The sequence below is a fragment of the Grimontia sp. NTOU-MAR1 genome (assembly GCF_035758505.1).
GTDB lineage: Bacteria > Pseudomonadota > Gammaproteobacteria > Enterobacterales > Vibrionaceae > Enterovibrio > Enterovibrio marinus.
On the sequence record NZ_CP142108.1, the window covers coordinates 2,214,238 to 2,227,580 of the forward strand.

Below are 13,343 nucleotides of genomic sequence, written 5' to 3' on the forward strand. Positions count from 1 at the left end.
GTAAAGCACAAGCTGAGAAATCCGCACGGTTATTTTTGACTCATTTGTGTAAGTCGCTAGCCCAGTAAATACGCGGGATGCGTTAAGACACTCTTTAAAAACAAAAAAGCCCGCTTGCGCGGGCTCTTTCTATTTCGCATTGAAACGGGATGATTACATCATGCCGCCCATACCACCCATGCCGCCCATATCAGGCATTGCTGGGGCATCTTGTTTTGGCAGTTCAGTTACCATTGCTTCGGTGGTGATCATCAGACCTGCTACAGAAGCTGCGAACTGAAGTGCTGAACGGGTAACTTTAGTTGGATCCAGGATACCCATGTCAATCATGTCGCCATATTCGCCAGTCGCTGCGTTGTAGCCGTAGTTGCCTTCACCACCTTTAACTTGGTTAGCTACTACTGAATCTTCGTCGCCTGCGTTCAGCGCGATTTGACGGATAGGTGCTTCCATCGCACGCAGTGCAACGCGAATACCTACGTTTTGTTCTTCGTTGTCACCTTGCAGGTCAACAACTTTGCTTGCTGCGCGGATAAGTGCAACACCACCACCAGCAACCACGCCTTCTTCAACAGCTGCGCGGGTTGCGTGCAGTGCGTCTTCTACGCGGTCTTTCTTCTCTTTCATTTCAACTTCTGTTGCTGCGCCAACTTTGATTACCGCAACACCGCCTGCCAGTTTCGCAACGCGCTCTTGCAGTTTCTCTTTGTCGTAGTCTGAAGTTGCATCTTCGATTTGCTGACGGATTTGAGTAACGCGACCTTGGATAGAAGCTTCGTCACCCGCGCCATCGATGATGGTGGTGTTTTCTTTAGTAATAGAAATACGCTTCGCCTGACCAAGATCTTCCAGCGTCACTTTTTCCAACTCCATACCGATCTCTTCAGAGATAACGGTACCCGCAGTCAGTGTCGCGATGTCTTGCAGCATTGCTTTACGGCGATCGCCGAAGCCAGGTGCTTTAACCGCTGCAACTTTCACGATGCCACGCATGTTGTTCACAACCAGTGTTGCCAGCGCTTCACCTTCTACGTCTTCTGCAATGATCAGCAGTGGACGTGAAGATTTCGCTACCGCTTCCAGCGTAGGGAGCAGTTCGCGGATGTTTGATACTTTCTTATCAACCAGCAGGATGAATGGGCTTTCCAGATCAACAGAACCAGACTCTTGGTTGTTGATGAAGTATGGAGACAGGTAGCCACGGTCGAATTGCATACCTTCAACCACATCCAGCTCATCTTGCAGAGACTGACCTTCTTCAACAGTGATAACACCGTCGCGGCCTACTTTTTCCATCGCTTCTGCAATGATGTTACCTACGGTTTCATCAGAGTTTGCAGAAATAGTACCTACCTGTGCGATAGCTTTAGTGTCGTTACACTCAACAGACAGCTCTTTCAGTTGCTCAACGGCAGCTGTTACTGCTTTGTCGATACCGCGCTTCAGGTCCATTGGGTTCATACCTGCTGCAACAGCTTTCAGGCCTTCAGCTACGATTGCCTGAGCCAGTACAGTTGCCGTAGTCGTACCATCACCCGCTGCGTCGTTTGCTTTAGACGCAACTTCTTTAACCATTTGAGCGCCCATGTTCTGGAATTTGTCTTCCAGTTCAATTTCGCGTGCGACAGACACACCATCTTTAGTGATGGTTGGTGCGCCGAAAGACTTATCCAGAACAACGTTACGGCCTTTAGGACCAAGGGTCACTTTTACAGCGTTTGCCAGAACGTTTACACCTTCCAGCATTTTCGTGCGTGCATCATTGCCAAATTTAACGTCTTTAGCTGCCATTTCTCTCTTCCTTTTTAAATCTGTTCTTCAGTGATGAAATAGAAATTACTCAACGATAGCCATGATGTCGTTTTCTGACAGAATCAGGACTTCTTTACCGTCGATTTTCTCAGTCTTAGTGCCGTAGCCTTCTGAGAAGATCACAGTGTCGCCAACTTTAACGTCCAGTGGTTGCACATTGCCGTTTTCAAGAATACGGCCCTTACCTACCGCTAGCACAACGCCACGCGTAGATTTTTCTGCAGCAGAACCAGTCAAAACGATGCCACCAGCAGATTTTGATTCAACTTCCTGGCGTTCAACGATTACTCGATCGTGTAGTGGACGAATGTTCATTAGTCGTCTCCTGAATAAATGTAGTGATCCATGTGATAAATGAAGTGGAAACTGCCACACAATGCAGGTTCCGAATTTCTGAATCCCTGATAGACAGCGTCTAATCAAGGATTAAGTCAATTTGCGTATAACGTGGGGATGGGTCCTATCGATCCCAAGGGGTGATGTGCAAATTTTTTCTATTTTTTTACTCAATACCTTTTGCTCCATCACATTCTATGAATTAGGGTAGCCGTGGCTTAGCAAACATAACGATATGCAACCTTGGCGTATTGTTGACTTCCCTACGCTACCTCTTATAGAGATTGGAATGAAGGACAAACACGGCCTGCTTTCTGGCCCCATTGACCAAACGCTCAAAAACATGACCATCCCTATGGTGTTTGGCCTTGTAGCGATCCTGGCGTTTAACCTGGTCGATACCTTTTTTATTTCCTTGCTGGGCACAGAAGCATTAGCTGCGGTAAGTTTCACATTCCCGATCACCTTTGTGTTGAACTGCATCACCATGGGCATTGGTGTGGGTGTCTCTACCGGAGTTGCCCGTTTGCTAGGCCGAAGCGCTCAAATTGAGGCTGCCCGCCTATCAGGGCATGGTTTGATGCTCGCGGTCATTTTGGTGATTGCAGCAAGCGCATCGGGTCTGGTGACGATCAATCCCTTATTCCGGATGCTTGGTGCGCATGAAAACCTGTTGCCACTGATTCATGACTACATGTCGGTGTGGTATCTCACTATCCCTCTATTAGTTATCCCCATGGTAGGTAACTCCGCCATCCGTGCCACGGGTGACACCAAAACCCCCGCCAAAATCATGATAGTGGCCGGCTTTATTAATGGTCTTCTCGACCCGCTGTTAATTTTCGGGCTGGGCCCAATTTCCGCGCTGGGTGTAAAAGGCGCGGCAATTGCCAGTGCGATCAGTTGGGCTGGGGCATTGGTTTGTTCGCTGTATGTGCTGATAAAGAGGGAAAAGTTACTGGCTTGGCCGTCACCAACGAAAATTGTGCAGGATTGGAAAGATATCCTCGCCATTGGCACTCCGGCTGCGCTGTCCAATGCGCTGAACCCAATTTCCGGTGCGATTTTGATGGCCATGCTCGCAGCACAAGGTACTGCGGCTGTTGCTGCTTATGGTGCAGCGCAACGGGTGGAATCTTTGCTGCTAATCGTGATGATTGCACTGACCTCAGCCCTAACGCCTTTGATGGCACAGAATTTCGGCGCCAATAACCCAACACGCTCATTCGAAGCGCTATTTCGGGCGATGCGTTTTTCTATCATGTTCCAGTTCATCGTGTTTCTGGCCATGGTGCCACTCAGCGTGCCGATTTCCGCTATCTTCAGTCAGGAACCTGCCGTACAAAACAAGCTGTGGCATTACCTGATTGTTGTACCTGTCAGTTACGGCATGCAAGGTGTGATGATGATGCTGGTCAGCGCATTAAACGCGATGAAAAAACCGGTTCACGCCTTTTCGATGAACCTGATTCGACTGTTTGTGTTGTTGCTTCCTATGGCTTGGTTTGGCAGCCTAATTGACGGTACGGAAGGGATGTTTATTGGCATTGCTGTCGCCAATGGCATCACGGGGATTTTTGCCTACCTTTACGCCGTGACGCTTCGTAAGCAGATGAACCTTGAGCCCCTCAAGCACTGACCGGATTAAGGTTCGCGAATGGCTCTTGCCGGATCAGCATCGCTTTTCTCCAACAAAGCGTCCAATGTACGAAGAAAACTCTCGTACTCTTTTTCTGAAATGCCATCTAACATCGCACTTTCCCACGCTTTTGCTTTCGGCAATATGGTGAGATACAGCCCTTTCCCTTCATCTGTAAGATGTATATAGGCGGCGCGCTGATCAGCTTCATCTTTGACTTTCACCACCAGCCCTTTTTCCTCTAACACCTTTAACGTGCGTGAGACCCGAACCTTATCCATACTGGTTTCCGTCACCAAAGATTTGGCATTGAGACCATCTTTCGCCCCCATTGAGGCGAGTATCCGCCACTCAGGACGACTGATCCCAAACTCAGTTTCATAAATCCGAGCCAAAGAATCCGACACATGGGCAGCAGCTTTTACCAGCTTATAGGGCAAAAAGTCATCCAGATAAAACGGTAGAGGTAACGCCATCAACATACTCCTTCAAACACTTAACTCACTTCCCATGCGCCAGCGCACAAAACACCCACATAAGTTGCCATTTTGTTATCAGTGCAGCTAGACTAAATTTAGTTTCAAATGAAACTATAATTCAATTCCTCACTCATTGCATAGTTCAGGAGGAGAAATGCGAAAGTGGTTTTCATTTCCTATCGTGGAAGGCAAAGCATCACATCAGGCTCACTGTGATTTGCCCGATGGCACCTTTGAGCGTGAATGTGGCAAAGAGGGGTTCTTTGGTCCTGCCACACACATGTATCACCAACATGCCCCGACCGGTTGGACAGAATGGGAAGGCGATCTCCGTCCTCATGCGTTTGATACCAACAAAGTCAAAGATGTTGGTGATAACCCGCTGACTGCACCACTTTTGCTCTCCAATGCCAATGCGAAAGTCAGGATCTGGCGCTGCGACACAGCGATGGAGTATCTGGTACGAAATGGTGACGGGGACGAGTGCCTGTTTATCCATGAAGGCTCCGGTTCACTTTTCTGTGATTACGGCCACCTGCGCTTTCGCGATGGTGATTACCTGATCTTACCGCGCTCCACCAATTGGCGTATTGAGCCTGACTCTGCCGTTACTGTGCTAATGATCGAAGCCACTCATGGATCTTATATGACAGCAGAGCGTGGGATCGTCGGCGATCATGCTGTGTTTGATCCGGCTGTGCTGGAATACGCCAAGATCGATGATGCTTTTATTGCGCAGCAACAAGACGAAAAATCGTGGCTAGTGCACCTGAAATCCCGTAATGCAATGAACCGCATTACCTACCCATTCAATCCACTTGATGCCCTTGGCTGGAAAGGGAACCTCACCGTATTCCGGCTAAACTGGCGTGACATCCGACCGCTGATGAGTCACCGCTATCATCTGCCGCCTTCGGCGCACACGACCTTTGTCGCCAATGGCTTTGTGATTTGTACTTTTGTGCCAAGGCCGATTGAATCTGACCCCGGTGCGCTCAAGGTACCCTTCTATCACAACAATGATGACTATGATGAAGTCATCTTCTATCACAAGGGCGAGTTCTTCAGCCGCGACAACATTCACCCCGGCATGGTGACTGTGCATCCTTGCGGCTTCCCGCACGGCCCGCACCCCAAAGCATTTGCGGCTGGCGCTAAAGCCACCAAAAAAGAAACTGATGAAGTCGCGGTGATGATTGATACCCGCATGCCGCTCGATTTGGGCGAGGCAGCGAAACAAACCGAACTCGATGATTACGTCCTGTCCTGGCGCACGCCGCCCCGTGGCGAATAGATCGCAGACATTAGATTAAGGAGTAGATGATGAAACTGGCTTCCCTAAAACACCGCCGAGATGGAAAACTCATCCTGGTCTCACGCGATCTGACTCAGGCAGCAGATGCTTCTGATATTGCACTCACCCTACAGGATGCACTGGATGAGTGGGATACCCTTTCGCCGCTTTTACAGGCTCGTTATGACGCTTTGAATGATAATAATGTCGGCGAGCGCTTTCCTTTTAATCCCGCTGATTGCGAATCTCCTTTACCACGCGCATTCCAGTGGGCGGACGGCAGCGCTTACGTGAATCATGTCGAACTGGTGCGTAAAGCCCGTGGGGCGGACATGCCGGAAAGCTTCTGGACTGATCCTTTGATGTATCAGGGTGTTTCTGACAAATTTATCGGCCCACGCGATAGCATTGAACTTTGCGATGAAGCCTGGGGCTGTGATTTCGAAGCCGAAGTCGCCGTGATCACTGATGATGTCGCCATGGCGACGCCAAGTGAAAAGGCTGGTAGCCACATCAAACTACTGATGCTGGTGAATGACGTCTCGCTTCGAAACCTGATCCCAAGTGAGCTTGCCAAGGGCTTTGGTTTCTTCCAATCCAAACCAGCCTCTTCATTCTCTCCGGTAGCGGTGACACCCGATGAGTTGGGTGAAAGCTGGCAGGAAAACAAAGTGCATCTGCCCCTGGAAGTATTCCTGAATGGCGAACAATTCGGCGCACCCAATGCCGGCGTGGACATGACGTTTGATTTTGCAGAACTCGTTGCCCACGCAGCCAAAAGTCGTCATTTAGGCGCAGGCACCATTATTGGGTCAGGAACGGTATCAAACCTTGATCGATCAAAGGGTTCCTGTTGCATTGCAGAGAGACGAATGTTGGAAATTCTGGATCTTGGGTCACCGAAAACGCCGTTTCTACTCTATGGTGATAAGGTCAGTATCGAGATGCATGACAAGGAAGGTCGTTCAATCTTTGGCAAGATTGATCAGGAAGTTGTCCCGTATAGTTAATAAAGGGAACGCACGCAGTGAAGCTTTATGACTACAGTAAATCCTCGGCGTCATACCGTGTTCGCATTGCGCTGAATCTCAAGGGGCTGAATTATCAATCACAGGCCGTCTCTTTGCTGGACGGCGATCAACGTGGCGACAATTATCTGGCCCTGAACCCTACCGGGCTGGTACCGACACTGGTTGATAACGGTCAGGTTCTGACCCAGTCGCTGGCGATCATCGAGTATCTGGAGGAGGTTTACCCTTCTCCTTCGCTGTTGCCTGCAGACCATGCAGCCCGGGCGAAATGCCGCGCCATCGCGCTCGACATTGCCTGCGACATCCATCCGCTCAACAACCTTCGGGTACTCAAACACCTCACCGGCTCCATGGGCCACAGTGAGGAAGAAAAACTGGACTGGTATCTGTACTGGCTAAAAGCCGGATTGACGGCGGTCGAAAAAAAAGTGGAAAGTACACAAACGGATTTCTGCTGTGACGACATTCCCACCCTCGCTGATATTTGTCTGGTTCCTCAACTGTTTAACGCCCGCCGGTTTTCACTCGATCTGACTCCTTACCCGACACTGAAAGAAATAGAACAGCGCTGCCAAGAGTTACCCGCCTTTGAGCACGCGCACCCAGACAATGTTTAGGAGACAGCATGTCAGAGCAGCCTCTTTGGCGACCCAGCGCATCGCGCATCGCCAATGCCAACCTCACTGACTTTATCAATGAGGTCAACAGACAGTACGCGCTAAGTCTGACCAACTACGACCAACTCTATGACTGGTCGGTCAAACACTGTGAGGCGTTTTGGGAAACCCTATGGAACTTTGCGAGCGTGGTCGGTGAACGCGGGGAGCGCGTTATTAGTCGCCCGGAAAACGACCCGAATAAAAACAGTATCTGGTTCCCGGATGCCGAAGTCAATTTTGCAGAAAACGTGATGCAATGGGTGAAAGACATGCCCGAAAAAGACGCCATCGTGTTTTCTGGAGAAGACGAATCCGCTGTTCGTCTGTCATGGGCAGATCTTGAACGTCAAGTCAGCTGCATCGCAGCTTACCTAAAAGAATGCGGTTTAGAAAAAGGTGATGTGGTGGCAGGTTATCTGCCGAACATAGCAGAAACCGTGGTCGCCATGCTGGCGACGTCTTCCCTTGGGGCAATTTGGACCTCGACCTCACCGGATTTTGGTATCGACAGCGTCCTCGATCGTTTCGGTCAGACCCAACCCAAAGTGCTTTTCACCACCGATGCTTACCACTACAACGGCAAAACCCACGACAACCTGACCAAAGCACGCACCGTGCGTGAAGGCGTGGAAAACATCACCCACATGGTGGTGATCCCGTATGTAGGCGGCACAGCACCCAACAGCGATGAAACCTGCTGGAAAGCCATTATTTCAAAGCCTGCTGAGCCACTGACGTATACCCGCGTGGGCTTTAACGACCCCATGTATGTGCTTTACTCCTCCGGTACCACAGGCAAACCAAAGTGCATCATCCACAGTGTGGGCGGCATGCTGCTCAATCACTTGAAAGAGCACCAACTCCATTCTGACGTGAAATGCGGCGACAAGGTTTTCTACTTCACCACCTGTGGCTGGATGATGTGGAACTGGCTCGCCAGTGGCCTTTTGAGTGGCGCGACGCTGGTGCTGTTTGATGGTTCACCGTTTTATCCTGATGCGGGTGTACTCTGGCGTTTGACCGACACGCAGAAAGTCACGCTTTTCGGCACGTCCGCCAAATACCTCGAAGCGCTGGAAAAGCAAGAATACAGCCCAATGGACGAGCATAGTCTTTCGTCGCTCCGCGCACTTTGCTCAACAGGCTCAGTGCTTGCACCTGAGCAGTTCGACTGGGTCTACAGCCACATCAAACAAGACTTACAATTAAGCTCCATCGCAGGTGGCACAGACATCTGCGGTTGCTTCGTGCTCGGCAGCCCGATTTCCCCTGTTTACCGCGGCCAAAGTCAGGTTCGAGGGCTGGGGCTGGATGTCGAAGTCTTCAACAATGAAGGCAATCCGGTTCAGGGTGAGAAAGGCGAATTGGTGTGCTGTAACAGCTTCCCCAATCAGCCGGTAGGATTTTGGAATGACAACGACGGCACCCGTTACCACAAGGCTTATTGGGACAAGGTTGAAGATACCTGGTTCCATGGGGATTATGTCGAGCTCACCCACGAAGGCGGTATGGTGTTCTTCGGACGTTCAGACGCGATCCTGAATCCAGGTGGCGTGCGCATCGGTACCGCAGAGATTTACCGTCATGTGAATCAGCTTGATGAAGTACTCGATTCTGTCGTGATTGGGCAGGACTGGATGAAGGATGTCCGTGTGGTGCTGTTTGTGAAACTCAAGCCAGGCATCGATCTCAACGACAATCTGGAGCGCAAAATTCGCAGCACCATCCGCACCAGTTGTACGCCGCGCCATGTGCCGGCAAAAATTATTCCTATCACAGACATTCCGCGCACCAAATCAGGAAAACTCGCCGAACTGGCAGTTCGCGATGTGGTTCATGGCCGCGCGGTCGCTCAGCTTAGCGCGCTGGATAACCCAGAATCGCTGGAACAATACAAAGAGCGTCCTGAGCTGCAGGAATAATACCAATCACAGTAGGTAGGTGATCAGAAATAGCGCAGGAAAAATGCTCGAGAACAAGGCGAAAAATTTCGATAAGTAGTTATTCTACAATCAAATTTATCAACGCTGTAATCGAGCATTTTAACAAGCTAGGATGAGCAGATATTTACTACGATTGGTATAAGCCAAGCGAAACCACAACGCAAAACGCCATCCCGAAGGATGGCGTTTTTTTTAATTTTCGTGGCATCAGTTCAAGCGATCGCGATCTTCATCTTTTCGCTGATATTCACCTTCGAAGGTGTTGCCACCATCATTCGAACCTTGGTGAGGGCCGCGGTTAAACGGGTCTTGTCCGCCAAATGGCCCCTGACCTGGTTGACCACCAAACCCACTTTGAAACCCAGCGACTTTCACCTTGCTCATAAACTGTTTTGCCAGCCAAGCTCTCGGCCAAGGCAATAACACCGCCATACCCATAGCATCGGTCATAAAGCCGGGAGTCAGAAGCAGCACGCCTGCCACTGCCAGCATCACACCTTCAATGATTTGCTGTGCCGGTAACTCGCCCTGATTCATGCGCTGCTGCACTGTCATTAAGGTTTGCAGTCCCTGACTGCGCACCAATGAAGCCCCCACAACAGCGGTCAGTATAATCAGCGCTACCGTCGGCCAAAGTCCCAACACGCCACCGATCTGAATAAACAGAGCAATTTCAATCACAGGGACAGTAATGAATATCAACAGCAAAATTGGAAACACAGCAAAACCTCATATTCGTGTCGAACCATCATAGTAACACTGGACTCAATGATTGCATCGACAGCGTCGTTATTTCCCCTCATTAAAGGAGATCTGTTTGTAGCTTGGTTTTAAACAATGTACGCGGATATTGTACAGAATTTAACTGTATCAATACTTTTCGGCTGACAGATAAAACAATAGGAAACAAAGACAAACAAACCGTCTAACGATCTGGATCACAGTTCTATGCAAATCGTTCCACTTTGCTTTGATTGGTGATCTTTCTCATGTTTTTACCGCAACGGAGGAGTAGAATTATCCAGCATAAACCGGGTGTAAAACATCGATCACCCAGCCAAAATCTCTGATGAATGGACTCTACAGCGAAATTGTTGGCTACAGAATAACCAATATAAATTTCATTTAGGGCCAAATCATGTCTCAGACGATTGATTTCGAAAATAACCTGACCAACCCTCTTTTGGCGACCCGTATCGAAGAAGATTTGCTTGGCGAACGCCATGTACCGTCTGGTGCGTATTACGGTATTCATACCCTTCGTGCTGTTGAGAACTTCAATATCTCCCGTACCACGATTTCTGATGTACCAGAATTCGTGCGTGGCATGGTCTTTACCAAGAAAGCCGCTGCGATGGCGAACAAAGAACTGGGTGTTATCCCTGCTGAAGTGGGCGATTACATCATCAAAGCGTGTGATGCGATTCTGGAAACAGGCAAATGCATGGATCAGTTCCCATCGGACGTTTACCAAGGCGGCGCAGGCACTTCCGTGAACATGAATGCGAACGAAGTGATCGCGAACCTGGCACTGGAACTGATGGGTAAAGAAAAGGGTGACTACGACGTTGTTAACCCTAACGACCACGTGAACAAGAGCCAGTCGACCAACTGTGCTTACCCAACTGGTTTCCGTGTTGCGGTTTACAACAGCATCCTGAAGCTGATCGAATCAATCGACTACCTGCAAAACGAATTCGATGGTAAAGCAACAGAATTCAAAGGCGTACTGAAAATGGGTCGTACCCAGCTTCAGGACGCAGTGCCTATGACAGTAGGTCAAGAATTCCACGCGTTTGCAGTACTTCTGAAAGAAGAAGTGAAGAACCTGAAATACACCGCAGAACTGCTTCTTGAGGTGAATCTGGGCGCGACCGCTATCGGTACAGGCCTCAACGCTGCAGCAGGTTACCAACAACTGGCGGTTCAGCGTCTGGCGGAAGTGACGGGACTGAACTGCACCCCGGCAGAAGACTTGATTGAAGCGACTTCTGACTGTGGCGCTTATGTGATGGTTCACGGCGCACTGAAACGCCTGGCGGTGAAACTGTCGAAGATCTGTAACGACCTGCGTCTACTATCTTCTGGTCCTCGTGCTGGCTTCAACGAAATCAACCTGCCGCAAATGCAGGCGGGTTCTTCTATCATGCCAGCGAAGGTAAACCCGGTGATCCCAGAAGTAGTTAACCAAGTGTGCTTTAAGGTGATCGGTAACGACACCACGGTGACCTTTGCGGCAGAAGCTGGTCAGCTGCAGCTGAACGTGATGGAGCCAATAATTGGTCAGGCGCTGTTCGAGTCTATCGAAATCCTGTCTAACGCCTGCGTAAATCTGGGTGAGAAGTGCATCAACGGCATCACGGTTAACAAAGAAGTCTGTGAAGCCTTCGTTTACAACTCCATCGGCATCGTCACTTACCTGAACCCGTTCATTGGCCACCACGAAGGTGACATCGTCGGTAAGATTTGTGCGGAAACCGGTAAGAGCGTTCGTGAAGTGGTCTTGGAAAGAGGATTGCTAACGGAAGAACAACTCGATGATATCTTCTCCGTCGAAAACTTGATGCATCCGCAATATAAAGCGAAGCGCTATAACTAAGCGTCGAAAGAATGGGTACTCACGATGAGTACCCTTTTTTAGATTTTCTGCCCAGCTGTTTTGAACATCTGGGCTTTAAAGCCCAAACGTAGGTACTTTTTTACATTCACTGCGCCCTAAAAACCCTATTTTTTACAAGGCAATGAACTCCATGAGACAGTGACTCCGTTTGGTTTTTATTTTTTGTTTTAATAATCTGAACAGGAGTTACCCATGGTAGCAGTGGAGTTGTTCGTCGTTCTTGCGTTCATCTATCTGGGCGCACGGATTGGCGGTATTGGTATCGGCTTGGCCGGTGGCGCGGGTGTTGTTGCTCTGTCCTTATTTTTGGGAATGCCAACGGCGCAAAGCTATATTCCTATCGACGTTATCTTGATCATCATGTCCGTGATCACCGCAATTGCAGCGATGCAGGCTGCAGGTGGTATGGACTGGCTGGTTGAAAAAGCCGAAGATTTTCTTCGTAAAAACCCTAAACAAATTACCTTCTACGCACCGATCGTCACTTATCTGATGACGCTGATGGCAGGTACTGGCCACACCGCGTTCTCAACCCTTCCTGTTATTGCAGAAGTGGCGAAAGAGCAAGGCATCCGCCCATCACGTCCACTTTCTATCGCGGTTGTTGCGTCTCAAATCGCGATCACGGCGTCTCCAATTTCTGCTGCTATGGTGTTCTTCTCTGGCATTCTCGAGCCTTTGGGTATCGGCTACCTGACTCTGCTGGCTATTTGTATTCCAACTACGTTTGTTGCCTGTATGGCAGGCGCATTTGTGGCGAACTTCCTGGGTTGTGAGCTGAAAGATGACCCTGTTTACCAGGAGCGTCTGGAAAAAGGTCTGATCAAACTGCAGGGCACCACCAAGCGTGAAATCGCACCTACCGCGAAGAAAGCAACATACATCTTCCTAGGTGCCATCGTGCTGGTCGTGGCTTACGCCGCAGCGATTTCAGGATCAATAGGCCTGATTGAAAACCCAACGCTGGGTCGTAACGAAGCCATCATGACCTTCATGCTGGCAGCGGCGGCGCTGATTGTTGCAACCAGCAAAATCGACGCATCGAAAATCCCATCTGCACCAACTTTCCGCTCAGGTATGACAGCGTGTGTGTGTGTACTGGGTGTGGCTTGGTTAGGTTCAACCTTTGTGAACGCGCACGTTGAAGGCATCAAAGAAGTCGCGGGCACCTTGCTGTCTGACTACCCATGGATGCTGGCTATGGTGCTGTTCTTTGCTTCGATGCTGCTCTACTCACAAGGTGCGACGACGGTTGCCCTGATGCCTGCGGCGCTGGCAATTGGCGTTGCCCCTCTGACAGCGATTGCTTCATTTGCGGCAGTGAGTGCACTGTTCGTTCTGCCAACTTACCCAACACTGTTGGCCGCGGTTGAAATGGACGATACAGGTTCAACCCGTATAGGTAATCTGGTCTTCAACCACCCGTTCTTCATTCCAGGCGTGGTCACCATCGCCACTGCTGTTGTGCTGGGCTTTGTGGTAGGCGGCATTGTGTTGTAAGCCAAAGTAAGACGATGAAAAAGGACGCTT

Annotated in this window: 11 protein-coding genes; 7 read left to right on the plus strand and 4 right to left on the minus strand. The window is 49.8% G+C overall.

The annotated features are described in order from the left end of the window. Positions 1–153: 153 nt before the first annotated feature. On the minus strand, positions 154–1,791 hold the full coding sequence (groL, locus tag VP504_RS10045; protein ID WP_325891045.1) for a chaperonin GroEL: 1,638 nt from the start codon (positions 1,789–1,791) through the stop codon (positions 154–156). Between the two features lie 45 nt (positions 1,792–1,836). Beyond that, the gene (locus tag VP504_RS10050) at positions 1,837–2,127 is read right to left on the minus strand and encodes a co-chaperone GroES (RefSeq protein ID WP_002541974.1); all 291 of its coding nucleotides are present in this window, start codon (positions 2,125–2,127) and stop codon (positions 1,837–1,839) included. Between the two features lie 310 nt (positions 2,128–2,437). Between VP504_RS10050 and VP504_RS10055 the strand changes: the two genes are divergently transcribed. Further along, on the plus strand, positions 2,438–3,787 hold the full coding sequence (locus VP504_RS10055; RefSeq protein WP_325891046.1) for an MATE family efflux transporter: 1,350 nt from the start codon (positions 2,438–2,440) through the stop codon (positions 3,785–3,787). A gap of 5 nt (positions 3,788–3,792) precedes the next feature. On the opposite strand, the gene VP504_RS10060 is transcribed toward VP504_RS10055, so the two are convergent. Further along, positions 3,793–4,263 (minus strand): MarR family winged helix-turn-helix transcriptional regulator, encoded by a 471-nt coding sequence (locus VP504_RS10060; RefSeq protein WP_325891047.1) that lies wholly within the window; start codon positions 4,261–4,263, stop codon positions 3,793–3,795. A gap of 157 nt (positions 4,264–4,420) precedes the next feature. Here VP504_RS10060 and VP504_RS10065 point away from each other — a divergent pair, with 157 nt between their 5' ends. The 4 genes from VP504_RS10065 to VP504_RS10080 are packed head-to-tail and all read left to right on the plus strand — an operon-like array spanning position 4,421 to position 9,172. Then, the gene (locus VP504_RS10065) at positions 4,421–5,560 is read left to right on the plus strand and encodes a homogentisate 1,2-dioxygenase (protein WP_325891048.1); all 1,140 of its coding nucleotides are present in this window, start codon (positions 4,421–4,423) and stop codon (positions 5,558–5,560) included. Positions 5,561–5,589: 29 nt separating this feature from the next. Next, positions 5,590–6,570, plus strand: a complete 981-nt coding sequence (locus VP504_RS10070; protein WP_325894022.1) for a fumarylacetoacetate hydrolase family protein — start codon at positions 5,590–5,592, stop codon at positions 6,568–6,570. A 17-nt stretch (positions 6,571–6,587) separates the two neighbouring features. Further along, positions 6,588–7,208, plus strand: coding sequence for a maleylacetoacetate isomerase (maiA, locus tag VP504_RS10075; RefSeq protein ID WP_325891049.1), 621 nt, complete (start codon positions 6,588–6,590; stop codon positions 7,206–7,208). A gap of 8 nt (positions 7,209–7,216) precedes the next feature. Next, positions 7,217–9,172 (plus strand): acetoacetate--CoA ligase, encoded by a 1,956-nt coding sequence (locus tag VP504_RS10080; protein ID WP_325891050.1) that lies wholly within the window; start codon positions 7,217–7,219, stop codon positions 9,170–9,172. Positions 9,173–9,400: 228 nt separating this feature from the next. On the opposite strand, the gene VP504_RS10085 is transcribed toward VP504_RS10080, so the two are convergent. Then, positions 9,401–9,913, minus strand: a complete 513-nt coding sequence (locus VP504_RS10085) for an FxsA family protein (protein WP_325891051.1) — start codon at positions 9,911–9,913, stop codon at positions 9,401–9,403. A 418-nt stretch (positions 9,914–10,331) separates the two neighbouring features. Here VP504_RS10085 and aspA point away from each other — a divergent pair, with 418 nt between their 5' ends. Further along, positions 10,332–11,792, plus strand: a complete 1,461-nt coding sequence (aspA, locus tag VP504_RS10090) for an aspartate ammonia-lyase (RefSeq protein WP_325891052.1) — start codon at positions 10,332–10,334, stop codon at positions 11,790–11,792. 213 nt (positions 11,793–12,005) lie between these two features. Then, positions 12,006–13,313 carry an anaerobic C4-dicarboxylate transporter gene (locus tag VP504_RS10095; RefSeq protein WP_325891053.1) on the plus strand — a complete coding sequence of 436 codons (1,308 nt, stop codon included), beginning with the start codon at positions 12,006–12,008 and terminating at the stop codon, positions 13,311–13,313. Positions 13,314–13,343 lie beyond the last annotated feature (30 nt).

Bases quoted from the DNA above. Each gene is read 5' to 3' on its own strand.
- VP504_RS10080 (WP_325891050.1), top strand. From the start codon at position 7,217: ATGTCAGAGCAGCCTCTTTGGCGACCCAGCGCATCGCGCATCGCCAAT.
- VP504_RS10095 (WP_325891053.1), top strand. From the start codon at position 12,006: ATGGTAGCAGTGGAGTTGTTCGTCGTTCTTGCGTTCATCTATCTGGGC.
- groL (WP_325891045.1), bottom strand. From the start codon at position 1,791: ATGGCAGCTAAAGACGTTAAATTTGGCAATGATGCACGCACGAAAATG.
- VP504_RS10055 (WP_325891046.1), top strand. From the start codon at position 2,438: ATGAAGGACAAACACGGCCTGCTTTCTGGCCCCATTGACCAAACGCTC.
- VP504_RS10065 (WP_325891048.1), top strand. From the start codon at position 4,421: ATGCGAAAGTGGTTTTCATTTCCTATCGTGGAAGGCAAAGCATCACAT.
- VP504_RS10050 (WP_002541974.1), bottom strand. From the start codon at position 2,127: ATGAACATTCGTCCACTACACGATCGAGTAATCGTTGAACGCCAGGAA.
- aspA (WP_325891052.1), top strand. From the start codon at position 10,332: ATGTCTCAGACGATTGATTTCGAAAATAACCTGACCAACCCTCTTTTG.
- VP504_RS10060 (WP_325891047.1), bottom strand. From the start codon at position 4,263: ATGGCGTTACCTCTACCGTTTTATCTGGATGACTTTTTGCCCTATAAG.
- VP504_RS10070 (WP_325894022.1), top strand. From the start codon at position 5,590: ATGAAACTGGCTTCCCTAAAACACCGCCGAGATGGAAAACTCATCCTG.